The sequence below is a fragment of the Salinicoccus sediminis genome (assembly GCF_000986795.1).
Classification (GTDB): Bacteria; Bacillota; Bacilli; order Staphylococcales; family Salinicoccaceae; genus Salinicoccus; species Salinicoccus sediminis.
Genome location: NZ_LAYZ01000024.1, coordinates 168,090 through 182,693, shown reverse-complemented (window position 1 = coordinate 182,693; position 14,604 = coordinate 168,090). Strand labels below are relative to the sequence as shown.

The 14,604-nt window shown below is 50.2% G+C and carries 17 protein-coding genes; 12 read left to right on the top strand and 5 right to left on the bottom strand.

The features are described from left to right. Positions 1-22: 22 nt before the first annotated feature. Both WN59_RS09500 and WN59_RS09495 read right to left on the bottom strand, forming a co-directional pair. Positions 23-466, bottom strand: coding sequence for a hypothetical protein (locus WN59_RS09500; RefSeq protein WP_046516375.1), 444 nt, complete (start codon positions 464-466; stop codon positions 23-25). Positions 467-564: 98 nt separating this feature from the next. Next, complete coding sequence (locus tag WN59_RS09495) at positions 565-2,202, bottom strand: hypothetical protein (RefSeq protein WP_046516372.1); 1,638 nt, start codon at positions 2,200-2,202, stop codon at positions 565-567. 223 nt (positions 2,203-2,425) lie between these two features. Here WN59_RS09495 and fosB point away from each other — a divergent pair, with 223 nt between their 5' ends. Continuing rightward, positions 2,426-2,848, top strand: a complete 423-nt coding sequence (fosB, locus tag WN59_RS09490; protein ID WP_046516369.1) for a metallothiol transferase FosB — start codon at positions 2,426-2,428, stop codon at positions 2,846-2,848. Positions 2,849-2,888: 40 nt separating this feature from the next. Here fosB and isaB read toward each other — a convergent pair whose 3' ends face one another. Next, positions 2,889-3,527 (bottom strand): immunodominant staphylococcal antigen IsaB family protein, encoded by a 639-nt coding sequence (isaB, locus tag WN59_RS09485; RefSeq protein WP_046516366.1) that lies wholly within the window; start codon positions 3,525-3,527, stop codon positions 2,889-2,891. Between the two features lie 147 nt (positions 3,528-3,674). Here isaB and WN59_RS09480 point away from each other — a divergent pair, with 147 nt between their 5' ends. The 6 genes from WN59_RS09480 (at position 3,675) to WN59_RS09455 (ending at position 8,205) form a co-directional block, all read left to right on the top strand. Next, complete coding sequence (locus WN59_RS09480) at positions 3,675-4,250, top strand: GrpB family protein (RefSeq protein WP_156172422.1); 576 nt, start codon at positions 3,675-3,677, stop codon at positions 4,248-4,250. 66 nt (positions 4,251-4,316) lie between these two features. Further along, positions 4,317-4,745, top strand: a complete 429-nt coding sequence (locus tag WN59_RS09475; protein ID WP_046516357.1) for a VOC family protein — start codon at positions 4,317-4,319, stop codon at positions 4,743-4,745. Between the two features lie 83 nt (positions 4,746-4,828). Then, a complete protein-coding gene (locus WN59_RS09470) occupies positions 4,829-5,518 on the top strand; it encodes a response regulator transcription factor (RefSeq protein ID WP_046516352.1) in 690 nt (229 codons plus the stop codon). Positions 5,519-5,599: 81 nt separating this feature from the next. Beyond that, complete coding sequence (locus WN59_RS09465) at positions 5,600-6,523, top strand: ABC transporter ATP-binding protein (RefSeq protein ID WP_046516347.1); 924 nt, start codon at positions 5,600-5,602, stop codon at positions 6,521-6,523. After that, positions 6,516-7,283, top strand: a complete 768-nt coding sequence (locus tag WN59_RS09460; protein WP_046516344.1) for an ABC-2 transporter permease — start codon at positions 6,516-6,518, stop codon at positions 7,281-7,283. The genes WN59_RS09465 and WN59_RS09460 overlap by 8 nt, the downstream gene beginning before the upstream one ends. 19 nt (positions 7,284-7,302) lie before the next feature. Beyond that, entirely contained in the window at positions 7,303-8,205 is a 903-nt protein-coding gene (locus tag WN59_RS09455) for a sensor histidine kinase (protein ID WP_046516340.1), read from the top strand. A 12-nt stretch (positions 8,206-8,217) separates the two neighbouring features. Here the strand turns inward: WN59_RS09455 and WN59_RS09450 are convergent, their stop codons facing one another. Continuing rightward, on the bottom strand, positions 8,218-8,649 hold the full coding sequence (locus WN59_RS09450) for a hypothetical protein (protein WP_046516337.1): 432 nt from the start codon (positions 8,647-8,649) through the stop codon (positions 8,218-8,220). A gap of 120 nt (positions 8,650-8,769) precedes the next feature. Between WN59_RS09450 and WN59_RS09445 the strand changes: the two genes are divergently transcribed. The 3 genes from WN59_RS09445 to WN59_RS09435 all read left to right on the top strand — a co-directional run bounded on the left by WN59_RS09445 (position 8,770) and on the right by WN59_RS09435 (position 11,662). Then, the gene (locus WN59_RS09445) at positions 8,770-9,438 is read left to right on the top strand and encodes an O-methyltransferase (RefSeq protein ID WP_046516335.1); all 669 of its coding nucleotides are present in this window, start codon (positions 8,770-8,772) and stop codon (positions 9,436-9,438) included. A 133-nt stretch (positions 9,439-9,571) separates the two neighbouring features. Next, positions 9,572-10,900: an FAD-dependent oxidoreductase gene (locus WN59_RS09440; RefSeq protein WP_052747376.1), complete on the top strand. Its 1,329-nt coding sequence runs from the start codon at positions 9,572-9,574 to the stop codon at positions 10,898-10,900. Positions 10,901-10,963: 63 nt separating this feature from the next. Continuing rightward, positions 10,964-11,662 carry a DUF998 domain-containing protein gene (locus tag WN59_RS09435; RefSeq protein WP_052747374.1) on the top strand — a complete coding sequence of 233 codons (699 nt, stop codon included), beginning with the start codon at positions 10,964-10,966 and terminating at the stop codon, positions 11,660-11,662. Positions 11,663-11,824: 162 nt separating this feature from the next. Here WN59_RS09435 and WN59_RS09430 read toward each other — a convergent pair whose 3' ends face one another. Continuing rightward, positions 11,825-12,511 (bottom strand): copper homeostasis protein CutC, encoded by a 687-nt coding sequence (locus WN59_RS09430; RefSeq protein ID WP_046516329.1) that lies wholly within the window; start codon positions 12,509-12,511, stop codon positions 11,825-11,827. 83 nt (positions 12,512-12,594) lie between these two features. On the opposite strand from WN59_RS09430, the gene WN59_RS09425 reads away from it, so the two are divergent. Next, a complete protein-coding gene (locus WN59_RS09425; RefSeq protein ID WP_046516326.1) occupies positions 12,595-13,506 on the top strand; it encodes a DUF7916 family protein in 912 nt (303 codons plus the stop codon). Between the two features lie 119 nt (positions 13,507-13,625). After that, the gene (locus tag WN59_RS09420; RefSeq protein ID WP_046516321.1) at positions 13,626-14,549 is read left to right on the top strand and encodes an AEC family transporter; all 924 of its coding nucleotides are present in this window, start codon (positions 13,626-13,628) and stop codon (positions 14,547-14,549) included. Positions 14,550-14,604: the final 55 nt, after the last annotated feature.

Sequence of the window (14,604 nt, the reverse complement as noted above, 5' to 3'; positions counted from 1 at the left end):
AGAGAGCTGCGCGTTTTTTCGTTCATATGATTCCGTTCTCTTTCAGGAGGGCAGCCTCATCCCCGGCAACCCAGCCGAAAACCACCGGACCTTCATCTTTCAGGTGCATGAGGTAATGGTTCTCGAATGGAATGGAAACCTCTTCTCCATCCTTGATGCACACGGCATTCCACATGACATGGGCGACCGCGTGGACATCACCGAGCTCTGTGATTTCGACACCCTCGCACTCCATGCGCACGGTTCCGATGGAGCGGTAATATTCATACCCCTTTGCCATGTTGACCTGGAACTCCTCGTTGTTCTCACCGGTCATCACGCCTGCGGGATCGGCGGCTATGAATGCTCCGGCATAAAGTTCTGCAATCCGTCCGAAATCCGCTTTACCTTTCAACGCCGAATTGAACTGGTTTTCATACGTTGCGAAAAATACTTCGATTTTCTTTCTGCTCACTGGATCTGTCATTCACTAACATCTCCCCGTCAATCCGTTTCACTATATCCATACCCTTAAATCAAAAAAGGATAACCGATCATGGACCCGGCTACCCTGTATCAATTTCATCATCTTCTTTTCCTGAGCGGCACTACAACGAACAATACGGTCAATCCGAAGATGAGCAATACTACGGCCGGCAGGATGACATTCTCCGAGAATATTCCGGAACTTGACAGGAAGCCGCCTTTGGTCTCGTCATCTGCGGCAATTTCCTCTGAAGTGTCCTCCTCGGAGGCATCCCCGTCTGCAGCGTCCGCTTCATCCGGATCTGCAACACCGTCACCGGGGACATTTTCGGCTTCAGTGACGTCGAATGACAGTTCCGGCGTATCTTCAGAGCTGTATTTGCCGACATTTTCATTGACATCCACAATCGTGATGTCTGTGAGCTTTATCGTTTCACCGGCCAGTTTTTCCGGCAGCTGCACTTCGGTTGATGCGACATAATTGCCGTCTTCATCCTGTTCTATGGCGGAGAGTTCAGTCGAATAGACCTGGCCGTCCGCATCACCTTCGGCGACGAAGTCTGCCGTGACACCGATGATTTCACTGTCATCGGCTGCTGTCACTTCGATTACTGCGGCTTCGCCTGCCTTGTAGGCAGTTTTATCGGACGTGATATCGACCAGTTCCGGTTCATTCTTTTCAGCGCCCTCCCCGTTCACAATATCGAAAGAGACACCGTAGTCATACTGGTTGAAGTAGCCCTCGTTGCCGTGGACGTCCGATATGCCGACGAAATTCAGATCATATGTGGCCTCCGGTGCATCTTCACTGATTGTGAAAGTGCCGACACCGACGTAATTCCCGAGCGGGTTCTGTGTGATATAAATGTTGTCCAGACGGTATGTACCGTTTTCAGAGCCTCCGTTCACGTCTGAAAACGCCCCCCACATCTGGTCGATTTCACTTTCGTCTCCGCCTTCCACCGTCACCGTCACGGTATCACCCGGCGCGTACACCTCTTTATCCGTGTACATTGAAATCAGATTGGGCGGTGTGATGTCTTCAGGCACCGGACTGACAACTTCAAATCCTGTGCCGAAGTTCATATCCGCATTGGAAATCGTATTGTAGCCGCCTGCCTGATCGGCAAGCGTCACGCCCGTCAGGGAGTAGGAGGCATTCCCAAGGTCATCCGGAAGCTGGTAAGTTGCGGTTGCCGTGAAATATCCGTTTCCGTGGTCCGTAATGTTGAAACTGGAAATATCAATCGCAGCAGTGTCAGAACCGGAAGTCCGCTGGAAAGTGGCAGTGGCCCCGTTCAGTACACTGCCGCTCGTGCCCTCGATCGTCACCGTAACAAGGTCGCCGGGCTCAAATGACTGCCCGGACACCGAAACACTGTTGATATAGGGAGAAGCAACTTCCGTGCCAGCAGGATACGCTTCCTCCTCGGGCACTTCCCCCGAAGCTTCAGGATAGCCCTCCCCCTCGCCGGCGGGCAGTTCGCTTGAAGGCTGTCCCCCGTCAGAAGGTGCCTCTTCAACAGAAGCAGCGTCGGGAACCGATTCTGCAGGCGCTTCCTCTGTGGATGGATTCTGGCTGGAACCATTGTTTTCGGATGTAAATTCCTGTGATGTATTTTCTTCTGATGGTACTTCTGTCGTTGCCAGAGCATCGTTTTGCGGCATGAAAAGCGTGAGCGCCACGGCAGCTGTCAGTAAGTTTCGTTTCTTCATTCTGAAATTCACTTTGTCCAAAGGAAGCCCTCCTTCATTAATTTGTATTGTATATCATTATTCCATTAATTGAATGCTTAATCAATATAATTTACACAATTTTGACAATTTCTTCTTGCCAAGTTCAATATTATTTCTTAATTATGTCATAAACGTTATCATTTAATTGGAAAGGCGATGACTGGCATACACTCAGCATACCGAAAGGCCGGTCGTAAGATTATTTCAGGAAGAGGTGAAGGTTGTGAAATTGGGGGATATCAATCATTTACTGTTTTCTGTTTCTGATTTGGACAGATCCATTGAATTTTATGAGAATGTATTTGATGCAAAGCTCAAAGTGAAAGGCAGAAAGACGGCATACTTCGATCTGGATGGATATTGGCTTGCGTTGAATGAAGAAAAGGAGATTCCCAGGAATGAAATTCAATATTCATACACACATATCGCATTTTCGATAGAGGAGAATGAATTTGAAAATATGTGTGCAAAATTGGAGCATCTCGCGGTAAACATTCTTAGCGGGAGAAAACGGGATGCACGTGATGGCCGTTCCATCTATTTTACAGACCCGGATGGACATAAATTCGAATTCCATACAGGAACAATGAAGGACAGGTTGGACTATTATAAAGATGAAAAAGAGCACATGGTCTTCTATGATTAAAAAAACGGGCCGCCAAAAGGCAGCCCGCTGCTTGATTCCATTATGAGTGGCTCATGAGGTCGCCGCCGTAGCGGACTTCAGTGACCCAGCCGTCGTGGGTGATGAATTGAAGATTCTGATCTTCGATCTGATAATAGTAGTAGGCAGTTTCATCCGGGTCTGAAGGTGCGGTGTTTTCCGTTTTACCATACACTGCGAACAGTTCCTCAGTGCTCACTTCACCTTTTTGGACAGGGAAGCTTAAACCAAAGTTGGTGCCGTCCTGACCCTGCATTATCTGCTGATCGTATACTTCGAATGATACGTGGTCTTCCCCGTGTTCTTCAAACGCTTCTGTACTGCCGTCGATGGTGTAGCCGTTAATTGTGAAATTCTGATAGGCGACTGCGTCAATGAAAGTCTGTTCCAGGAAGAAATCGCCCTGGCTGTTTTCCATGCCGGTATAACCATTGTACTCATACCATGGTTCCTGGGCCATTTCCATGTCCATTCCCATTCCGTGGGTCTGGTCCATATCCATATCCATTTCAGAATCCATTTCAGAATCCATTTCCATTTCCATATCCATGCCCTGGGCCTGTGCTTCGTTGTTTGCCAATTGATCCGTTACTGCCGTCCCGCCGAGTATTACGCCGACTGCCAGTGTACCTGAAGACAAAATGCGAGGTAACCTGCGCATTTCAAATCCCTCCATTTTTGAATTACGCTATTGGCAAAAGCTTTTACAACTACATAATAACATGAATATAATTTTAAGTAAAATCAATACAATTTAAAATAAATTACACTTTATGAATGGAAATTTTATTGGAATGGAGGAATGGTAATGCATAATTTTAATGGAAACAGGGCTGATTACCTGGCATCCGTAACCATTGGAGAGCGTGTGACGCATAATGATTCAATCCGCCTGGAGGAATATGACGACAGGTGGCCTGTCCTCTACGGAAGGGAGGAGCACAGGATAAGGGAGACGCTTAAAGACAGAGTGGTCATTCTTGAGCATGTGGGGTCTACATCTGTACCCGGACTGTGTGCGAAACCGATTATTGACATTGTCCTTGCAGTAGAGGATTCTGCTGATGAAGCGTCCTATGTACCGGCAATGGAGGAGGCGGGCTACACGCTGCATATAAGGGAGCCTGGCTGGTATGATCATCGACTTTTCAAAGGGGTGGACACACCGATCAATCTGCATGTCTTCAGTGCTGATTGTGAGGAGACGGACCGTATGATAGGGTTCCGCAATCATCTGAGAAGTAATGAAACGGTCCGTAATGAATACGCTGCTGAGAAAAGGAGACTGGCACAGCGTAAATGGAAGCATGTGCAGAATTATGCGGATGCAAAGAGTGAAGTTATACAGAAAATCAGGGGTGCGGATGAAGACGCGGATCACTGATGATATGTTATATTTGAGGTGTAAAAACACTCTGTGAAATCAAGTCTTAAACAAAGGGGAAATGACATGGACAGGATAAACATCATTACACTTGGCACGAGGAATATTGCGGAATCTCTTGAATTCTACAGAAATATGGGATTCGATGCGACTGTGGTCGGGGATGAAAAGGTGCCGGACATCGTGTTCTTCCGGGCCAGCGGCTCGAAGCTTGCGCTTTTCCCGCTGGAGAAGCTGGCTGTGGAAACCGGAACCGATCCTTCCCATGAAGTGGGATTCAAGGGCATTACACTCGCCTATAATGCAAAATCGGAAGGGGAAGTGGACCAGGTCCTGCGTGATGCGGAAAGCTTCGGCGGCAAGGTGACAAGCGCGGGCAAAACCACGGAATGGGGTGGCTACGGCGGCTATTTCACTGATCTTGACGGCTATACATGGGAAGTGGCTTTCGGACCGGACTGGGAGTTCGATGAGGACAACATGCTGATCATCTGATATTTGTCCCGCACCGTCCTTGCGGGTGCTGCGGATAAACAATTATGCTTTTATAAAGATATGTAAATGAAGAAGGTGGAAATGTGAACCGGAAGAGAGATATTCTGGTGGTCGAGGATGATGACGACATCAACAGGCTGCTGTGCGATATCATCCATAAAAATGGCTGGGGAGCGCAGCCTGCCTATTCCGGTACGGAAGCGGCGCTGTATATCGACCGCGGGGAATGGGATCTGATCCTGCTCGACCTGATGCTGCCTGGGATGGCGGGAGAGGAGATCCTGGATAGAGTGGCCGGGTCATCGGGCACGCCGGTCATCGTCATCTCGGCGAAGGGCGCGCGTGAAACAAGGATTTCAGCACTTCGCAGCGGGGCGGATGATTTCATTGACAAGCCGTTTGATGTCGACGAGGTCGCCGCCCGTATCGAGTCTGTGCTGAGGCGCTATGAAAGTACCGGGGAGCGCGGTCCGAAAGTGCTGGCCCATAAGGATATTGTACTCGATCCTGATTCGAAAACGGTGGAAGTGGCAGGCCGGCCCCTTGCGCTCACCGCCCGCGAATATACGATACTGGTGACGTTGATGACCCGTCCGGACAAGGTATTCTCAAAGGCGAATATTTTTGAAAGTGTCTGGGGCGAGCCGTTCCACGGTGATGAAAACACTGTCAATGTCCACATGAGCAATCTGCGGAGCAAACTGGCGAAAGCAAATCCCGATGGCGCGTATATCGATACGGTGTGGGGCATGGGGTACCGGATGAAATCTTAATGTTTTCTTAAGGATCCGCTTAAGGGCTTCTTATGATCCGCCTCCTATACTGTGAGTATCGATTGAATAGGAGGAAAGATGATGAATGACTACATCTTAAAAATGAATGGTCTCACCAAGAAATATAAAAATCATCATGCTGTCGACAAAGTGGATCTCTCCATCAGAAAAGGGGACATCTACGGTTTCATCGGCCAGAACGGCGCGGGGAAGTCCACGATGCTCAGACTGGTGACTGGCCTTTCGTTCCCGACGGAGGGTTCGCTCGAGATTTTCGGGACGGATGCGCGCACCGGATTGAATGATGCGCAGAAGCGGATGGGTGCCATCATTGAAAATCCGGCACTGTTTTCTGAAATGACGGCGCGTGAAAACCTGGAAGTGCACAGACGCCAGAAAGGGATCCCGGGACGGGAATGCATCGATGAGACGCTTGCGCTGGTCGGCCTGACCGATACGGGGGTCAAGAAGGTCAAAAACTTCTCCCTCGGAATGAAGCAGCGGCTCGGTCTGGCAATGGCTCTGCTGAGTGATCCGGAGTTCCTGATACTGGACGAACCCACCAACGGCCTCGATCCGATCGGCATTGTCGAACTCCGCGACCTGATCAGGAAACTCAACCGTGAAAAAGGGCTGACGGTTCTCATATCAAGCCATATACTGGGTGAGTTGTACCAGCTTGCGACGACCTACGGCATCATCCATGAAGGAAAGCTGATAGAGGAACTCTCGCTCAAGGAACTGGATGAAAAATGCCGGCAGCATCTGAAGATAAAAATCGATGATGTGACCAAAGGTGCGACGGTTCTGGAGAGTGATCTGGGGCTTACCGACTTTGAAGTCATGCCGGACAAAACGATTAATCTCTACCAGCATCTGGATGATGTGCGTAAAGTGTCCAAAACCCTGACGGACAACGGTCTCATCATTGAACATTTTGCCCGGACCGGGGACAGCCTGGAAAGCTACTTCTCAAAACTTGTGGGGGGTGGCCGGCATGAATAACCTTCTGAAGGCGGAAATGTTCAAACTCGGGAGAAACAGGGCATTCTGGTTGATCCTTGCGATTTCAACCGGGCTCAGTGCATTGATGCATTACCTGATCATAGTCGGCTGGTGGATGATAAGCGGCACGTCTTTCGATGCGGTGGGCCTTGGCGGGCTGAACGCCCTCTCCATGTTCCTGGTTCCCGCATTCTTCAACCTGATGATCGGTACGCTTGCGGCATTCTTCATCTCGACTGAATTCGGCGCCGGCGGTGTCATCAAGAATCAGATCCTGAGCGGCAGGCCCAGAAGCGAGATCTATGTCTCCAAGTACATCGTCTACACTCTAGGATCCGTGTTCATCGGCGTGCTGATTCCTTTATCAACAGGGCTCATCATGCTTGCCGCTACGGGTAACCTGGAGATACTGGACGGCGGGAACATCACGTATCTCATCCGGATGCATCTCTTGTTCATCCTGCAGTATGCGGGATATACGGCGATGATCACGCTGCTTGCGGTCCTCACCGAAGACAGCGGGAAGACGATCATCTTCTCCGTACTGTTCACGCTCCTGATGTTCGTGGTTGAAAAGGTGCCGGTGTTCAATATCGTAGAAATCATATACGATTATTCCATATTCCAGCAGTTTAATCTGGTGATGGCGCCACGGATGTCTGCCGGCATGATGGCTGAAGCGGTCGTCGTCGGTGTGCTGACCATTGTTGTGGTGGTTGCGGCCGGATGCATGGTTTTTGGCAGGAAGGAAATCAAATAGAGAAAGGCGGGTGTGAAGGATGCTCTACATTTCAATTATCATGGGAGTTGTGGCGGTGTACCTTTTCATCCGCCTTTTTACATATAGAAGGGAATTGTCGAAGATCAGCGGACAGCTCGGACGTTATAATGATTTCCATACAAAAAAGAAGATTGATGTCAGTCTGGCGGATCAGGGTATAGAACAACTGGGAGCGGAAATAAACCGTCTGATCGACCTCTATGTGAACGCCGAGCGGGAGAGGATCCGGTCGGAACGGGAACTGAAGCAGGCGGTGGCGAACATTTCCCACGATCTCCGTACCCCGCTCACTTCGATCAAGGGGTATATCCAGATGGCGGCTTCGGATGATCTCAGTGAAGCGGAGCGGCGGGAGTATATGGATATTGCAGACGCACGGACGAAGCGCCTCGAACAGCTGGTCGATGATTTCTTCGAGCTGAGCAGAATCGAATCCGCCGATTACAGGCTGAGTCCCGAGACAATAAACCTGAAACGCCATTTCGGGGAAGTGATGCTCGGGTTCTACAACAGTTTTGAAGAACGTGGCATCGAGCCGGAGATCACTATGCCACAACAGGGGGTTTTTATGCACACCGATCCGTCTGCACTCACACGGATCCTGGAGAATCTGCTGTCGAACGCCATCCGGTACAGTGACGGGGAGATCCGCGCCGGCATTACTGAAAGTGATGACAGTATAGTCATTTTTGCAGCGAACAGTGCCGCACATATCGACGGGAGTACGGATCTCAATATGCTGTTCGACCGCTTCTATGCCGCTGACAGATCCCGCACGGATAAAAGTACAGGACTCGGGCTTTCCATCGCCCGGAGCCTGGTGGAAAAAACGGAGGGCACCATCCGGGCGGAATATGAACGGGACATGTTTACAGTGAGATGCGAGTGGCCGAAATCCTGAGTGGAAAGATTCCTATTTACCGTTTGCGTCCTGGAAGCTTCCGCCATGACCAGGAAGCCATAATAGTACAATCAGCACCAGATGGATGATGGTTGTTGCAATGATTACCGGGTGTAGCGCCGGTCCGGCCATCCAGGAGGAAAAGCTCCCGAATGTTGCAATGGACAGGACGGCGGTCAGTGCAATGCGTGCCCATTTACGCCGGCGGACTGCCATTATCGACAGCCAGGCAGTGAGGCCCATGAAGAGCAGATGGATGGCGGTGGTGAATATTTTTACGGCAACAGCTGCGAATTGCAGCTCACTGCCGGACAGTTCAGGCCGGTTTTTCATGATGAGGGTTTCTGCCAGACTGCTGTCCGCGAGCAGCATCAGCGGAACCAGGGCGTAAAGCAGGATGAGAACGAGAGCGGTGATGATGAACAGCCGGGAGGATGCAGGCATGATTTTTCTCTCCTTATAACGGCAAGGTTATATTTTATCATTCATTTCCCATTGCAATCTTGCACCAAACAATGAATAATGGATATGATTAAATTATAGGGCATGATGGAGGTGTCACGTATGAGCAAGAAAGATACCCGGAAAGCGGTGGATGCATATTTTGATGATAAGCTGCATATTTCCGATGAGACAACACAGGCCATACTGCATAAGAATGAGGAAGAGGGCCTGCAGTCGATCGAAGTTGCATCGGCCCACGGGAAGATGCTTTATCTGATGGCGAAGATGAGCGGTGCCAAAACGATACTGGAAATCGGCACACACGGTGGATACAGTACTGTGTGGCTTGCGCGTGCACTGCCGGAGGACGGGCGGTTGGCAACCTTTGAGGCAAAGCAGAGACATGCACGGGTGGCCGAGGAGAACATCGCGGCAGCGGGATTCGCCGACAGAGTGGAGATTTTCGAGGGGGATGCCACGAAGACACTGCGCGTGTTGAAAAAGAGGGGCTTCGAGACTTTTGATTTCATCTTCATCGACGCCAATAAAGACAATTACCCCGAATACCTCGAATGGGCGCTTGAGCTTTCAAGGTCCGGAACAGTCATCGTTGCGGATAATGTCGTCAGGAAAGGCAGGATCATCGAAGAGGACACCGACAAGAAGAACATTCCGCATCTGAGGAAGTTCATCGACCTGTTGTCAGGCGATGACCGGATCGAAGCCACTGCCATACAGACCGTAGGGGACAAAGGCTATGACGGATTCCTGATGGCGATGGTGAAATAGAATATGCATTTTTTAGAGCGGTCATCGACCGCTCTTTTCTTATGAGGAAAAGGAGGTTGGTTTTTTGAAGTCACTTTGCGGGTAGATGACCAGTGGTCAAGTGACTATATAAAATCAGAAGGAGATGCTTTTCTTGGCACATTTTGATGCACTGGTGATCGGTTTTGGCAAAGCGGGCAAGACGCTTGCTGGCGACATTGCCGGCCGGGGGAAGAAAGTGGCGGTGATTGAAAAGGACCCGACGATGTATGGCGGGACATGCATCAACATCGCCTGCATACCGACGAAGCTGCTGAGCCATGATGCGCTCGCCGGCAGAGATTATGCCGGTGCCGTAAGCCGTAAAGATGAGACGGTGGCAAAATTGCGTGACAAAAACTATCACAACCTCGCGGATTCAGAAAACATCACCGTATATGATGCACATGCTGAATTCCAAAATGACAGGGAAGTCCGGATTACGATGCATGACGGCAGCACGGAGACGCTGACTGCCGATCAGATCTTCATCAATACGGGGGCTGAAAACGCCATGCCTCCGGTTGAGGGGGATGTCGATTCGGATAAGGTGCATAACAGTACTACGATGATTGATGAGAGAGAACTTCCTGAAAGGCTGGTCATCGTAGGCGGCGGATACATCGGGCTTGAGTTTGCGACGATGTACAATGCATTCGGGTCTGACGTTTCAGTTATTGTTCCCGATGACAGGATCCTCGGCCGCGAAGATGCGGATATCGCCGGGGAAATCCAGAAGACAATGACAGACAGCGGCATCAGCTTCCTGTTCGGAGAACACGCCGAGCGGCTGGATGATGTGAGTGAGAGTGATATTAAAGTCACACTTTCGAGCGGAGAAACAGTTACTGCGGATGGAGTGCTCATGGCGACCGGACGTAAACCGCTGGTCTCAGGCCTCGGGCTTGAAAATACTTCAGTGAAACTTACCGATGACGGGGCAATCAAAGTCGATGATCATCTTCAGACGGATGCCGCCGGCATCTGGGCCCTGGGTGACGTGAAGGGCGGTTACCAATTCACATATACCTCCCTCGATGACTATCGCATAGTCAGAAGCAAGATGTTCGGAGACGGCTCCTACACCTATGACTCCCGGACGAATGTGCACTATACGATGTTCGTCGATCCGCCATACTCCAGAGTCGGTCTGACAACAAAAGAAGCGAGGGACGAAGGATATGACGTGGCCGAAGGCAGCATACCGATGGCCGGGCATCCAAGATCCCACGTCAACGGCGAACTGAGGGGGTTATTCAAAGCGGTGGTGGATAAAGGTTCCGGAAAAAACCTGGGTGCGCATCTGTTCGGTGTGAACTCGGAAGAATTGGTCAACCTGGTGAAAATGGCGATGGATCACGATATCCCATACACTGCACTCCGTGACCAGATGTACAACCATCCGGTGATGAGTGAAGCGTTCAACACACTGTTCGATGTGTAAATAGTAAATGGTCTTCCCTTCGGGTATAATGAACCCAAAGGGATTTTTCTTTGGAGGGAGACGATGGTCCATTATTTTTTACTGGCGTGTACGCTGCTTTTACTGGCGGCATTTTTCATAGCGAAACGCGGCAGCAGAACTTCTGACACAGCAGGATTCATGAGTTGGATCCTGCTGATCTTCTATTTTCCAGTGGAGTGGATTGTCACATCCCGCATGATATCAGCATACAGTTTCATGAATCAGCCGATGAGCGATCTCGGGGTCGAAAGATGCATGTCACATGCCTACAGCCTGGCGCCGTATCACATATGTTCACCACTCAGTGGTCTGATGAATATCACATTCATCGTCACCGGTATACTCATCGCCCTCGGGGCAGTGCTGCTCCACCGGTTTTTTGGAGAGGGCATCGGAGTGAGGATCGCAACCGGGATGTGGGTCGTGTACGGACTCGGCTACAGCATTTCCGGCATTTTCCCTGCAGACGTCAACTTCTCTGTACATACGATCTTTTCGCTGCCGGGCATGGTCCTGCAAATACCGGCAATGCTCATCATCGCAAAAACCATACGGGATAAAATGCCGGGGTTTTCAGTATGGACATATATATGCGCGGCATTGTCGGCACTCAGCCTTGTGCTGATAGTGATCGGATTCGCACCCGGACTGATGCAGCGGCTGTTGTACGGATTCGTCTGGCTATGGATGATTGTGGGCGCGATTATATTATGGAGAACGGACATTACGCGGCGGGCGTAATGTCCGTTTCATTTGGATCGAGGTGTATGTTGGGGAGTTAACGGACGTTTGAATTGATATAGAACGACTGTTAGAAGTTTAATGGACGTTCAAAGCATGGTTCGACGACTGTTGGAAGTCTAACAGTCGTTGAAAGGAGGAACGAATGACCGTTGGAGCTGATCAATCTCCCAAAATCCTTTTGAGCTCCGCAATCTTTTCTCCGGAAATCCTGCTGCCGAAACTGCCGTCTACCCTGACTCCGGTTCCGAAGTGTATGGCCTCTGGAGCTGCTGTATCAACGATTTCCAAAACGTTTTCCATGTTGATGCCGCCGCCGGGCATGACTGTGATGCCCAATTCTTTTCCGCGGATGACGAGTTGCTTCAGCTGTTCGATATTATCCGCGCTGGAAGCTGGTCCGCCTGATGTCAGGACGGTCCTGATCTGAGGAAACTTGCTCAAAACTTCCAATGCCGCCATCTGGTCACCGATTTCATCGAATGCCTTATGGAAGGTGATTTCCATTTCTCCTGCTGCATCAACCAATCTGGCGAGCGATGCAGTATCGATCATATGATCATCGGTGATGATGCCGGTCACGATGCCGTTCGCTCCCAGTTCTTTGACGAAATTGATATCTTCAATCATCTGTCCGACTTCCTCATCCGTATAACTGAACGTGTCATCGTGTGGCCGGATCATGACATTAACCGGAACCTCAGATACTTGCACAGCTTCACGTATCAGTTCATATTCAGGTGTCAGTCCGTCCTTGTCCATCTCTCCGCATAGCTCAATGCGGTCGGCTGCCGTCTGATTCAGATCGTGCACGTCTTTCAAATCTGCCGCGATGATTTCCAAAAGCATTTTATCAGCCTCTATTCTATAATGAATGTATTGAGTTCATTATAGCCCACAGGGCTTTATTGATAAATAAAAGGAGTGGTTCCATGAAGAGGATACTGGATTGTACGGCGTCGGATTTCGGGAAAATGAATGGACAGGAGCTTAAGCAGGCGATCAGGGCGGGGGAGGGAAGGACGATGCTGTCGGAAAACATGGCAACGGTGCCGCCACTGTATCCGAATGTCACAAACTCCGAACTCGCTGCATCGTTCGGCGCGGATCTTTTACTGCTCAACATTTTTGATGTGTTCGATCCGAAAATATCGGGGCTGGAAGCGGGGGAAAAATCTGTGGAAAAGGTCAAGCACCTCACCGGACGACCGGTGGGTGTGAATCTGGAGCCGGTTGACCTGGATGCGGAGAAGCTTGCGGACTTTGATATGCTCGAAACCGGCAGACAGGCGACAGAAGCTTCACTCAAAGAAGCGGAAAAACTCGGATTCGATTTCATCTGCCTGACAGGCAATCCGAAAACGGGTGTGACGAATAGAGAAATCCTCGGTGCGATAAAGAAGACCCGTGAAATACTCGGGGAAAATGGCATGATCATCGCCGGCAAGATGCACGGTGCAGGTGTTGCGGGTGAAACCGGCGGAGACATCATTACAGAAGAGGATATCTCGAAGTTCATAGAAGCCGGTGCGGACGTCATCCTCATGCCGGCGCCCGGAACAGTGCCCGGCATCACACTGGAGAAGACGGGGGAATACGTGAGACACGCCCATTCAAAAGGTGCACTCGTCATGCTGACAATCGGCACAAGCCAGGAAGGTTCGGACGAACAGACGATCAGGGAAATTGCACTGGGCGCCAAGATGGCAGGCGCCGACATCCATCACATCGGTGATGCGGGATTTTACGGCATCGCTGTTCCGGAAAACATCTTCACATATTCCATCGCAATCCGGGGGAGAAGACATACTTTCAGCCGGATGGCGGTGTCGATAAACAGGTAGCCGGTATAATCATTCTCCATAAGTTTTTTGAAATAAGAATACGGGTGTTATAGTTAATCTTATCAATATCTGATGATATAATAAGAATATCTTATGATATAGGAAAGAGATGAAGTTTATTGAGCTATATCAGCCTCGTATTTGTTGATGTCATCGTACCAATCCTCATCCTGCTGGGCGTGGGGGTGTTGCTTCAGAAAAAGTTCCAGTTCAGGCTGAGGCCGATTGCGAACCTGGTGACATATTGTTTCATGCCGGCAGCGGTATTCATAAATATATATCACGCGGAAATTGATATATCGCTTCTGGCACAGCTGTTCATCTATCTGGGACTGTTCATCACGATATTGATCATTGCCGGTAATATCCTGTCCAAAATGCTGAATCTGGAAAAAGCGGAGCAGACGGTGCTCAAGAACAGCATTTCCCTGATGAACTCCGGAAACTACGGCCTGCCGGTCAGCCAGCTGGTCTTCAGCGCCCACCCGCTCGGTGTGTCTGTCCAGATCATCGTGCTGGTCGTCCAGAACCTGCTGACCTACACTTACGGTCTCTACAACCTAATTTCCACTTCGAAATCACTCGTGGATATTTTGCGGGAACTTTTGAAACTGCCGATCATCCACGCATTATGGCTGGCGGCACTGCTTAAAATATTCGACCTGCCGATCCCGAATTTTGCACTGGTGCCGATCGAACAGCTGGCAGGTGGGTTTGCCGCACTTGCCCTCATCCTTCTCGGCATGCAGCTCGAGAGCATACAGATCCGCACGTTCCACAAGGTCATCGGCTGGGCCCTGGCCGGCCGGCTGATTCTCGGTCCGGCAATTGCGCTCATCCTCATTTACATGCTGGGACTCGACGGTGTCATCGCACAGTCGTTGTTCATCGCAAGTGCATTCCCGACTTCAAGGAATACAGCGACACTCGCCCTGGAATACGATGTAGAGCCGGAACTCCATGCACAGACGGTCCTTTATTCCACGCTGCTCAGCAGCATAACGGTGACATTCGTCATCTATCTGGCAATGCACCTGTTCTGATAATCACCCTTAACCCTTCCGCCATAGCGGGAGGGTTTTGTCATGAAAAGGTCAT

What these genes read in the sequence shown, in the direction of transcription:
- WN59_RS09475 (WP_046516357.1), top strand. Translation starts at nt 4,317, where the DNA reads ATGGACAGGATAAACATCATTACACTTGGCACGAGGAATATTGCGGAA.
- WN59_RS09425 (WP_046516326.1), top strand. Translation starts at nt 12,595, where the DNA reads ATGAAGAGGATACTGGATTGTACGGCGTCGGATTTCGGGAAAATGAAT.
- WN59_RS09465 (WP_046516347.1), top strand. Translation starts at nt 5,600, where the DNA reads ATGAATGACTACATCTTAAAAATGAATGGTCTCACCAAGAAATATAAA.
- WN59_RS09500 (WP_046516375.1), bottom strand. Translation starts at nt 466, where the DNA reads ATGACAGATCCAGTGAGCAGAAAGAAAATCGAAGTATTTTTCGCAACG.
- WN59_RS09450 (WP_046516337.1), bottom strand. Translation starts at nt 8,649, where the DNA reads ATGCCTGCATCCTCCCGGCTGTTCATCATCACCGCTCTCGTTCTCATC.
- isaB (WP_046516366.1), bottom strand. Translation starts at nt 3,527, where the DNA reads ATGCGCAGGTTACCTCGCATTTTGTCTTCAGGTACACTGGCAGTCGGC.
- WN59_RS09480 (WP_156172422.1), top strand. Translation starts at nt 3,675, where the DNA reads ATGCATAATTTTAATGGAAACAGGGCTGATTACCTGGCATCCGTAACC.
- WN59_RS09435 (WP_052747374.1), top strand. Translation starts at nt 10,964, where the DNA reads ATGGTCCATTATTTTTTACTGGCGTGTACGCTGCTTTTACTGGCGGCA.
- WN59_RS09460 (WP_046516344.1), top strand. Translation starts at nt 6,516, where the DNA reads ATGAATAACCTTCTGAAGGCGGAAATGTTCAAACTCGGGAGAAACAGG.
- WN59_RS09455 (WP_046516340.1), top strand. Translation starts at nt 7,303, where the DNA reads ATGCTCTACATTTCAATTATCATGGGAGTTGTGGCGGTGTACCTTTTC.
- WN59_RS09430 (WP_046516329.1), bottom strand. Translation starts at nt 12,511, where the DNA reads ATGCTTTTGGAAATCATCGCGGCAGATTTGAAAGACGTGCACGATCTG.
- WN59_RS09445 (WP_046516335.1), top strand. Translation starts at nt 8,770, where the DNA reads ATGAGCAAGAAAGATACCCGGAAAGCGGTGGATGCATATTTTGATGAT.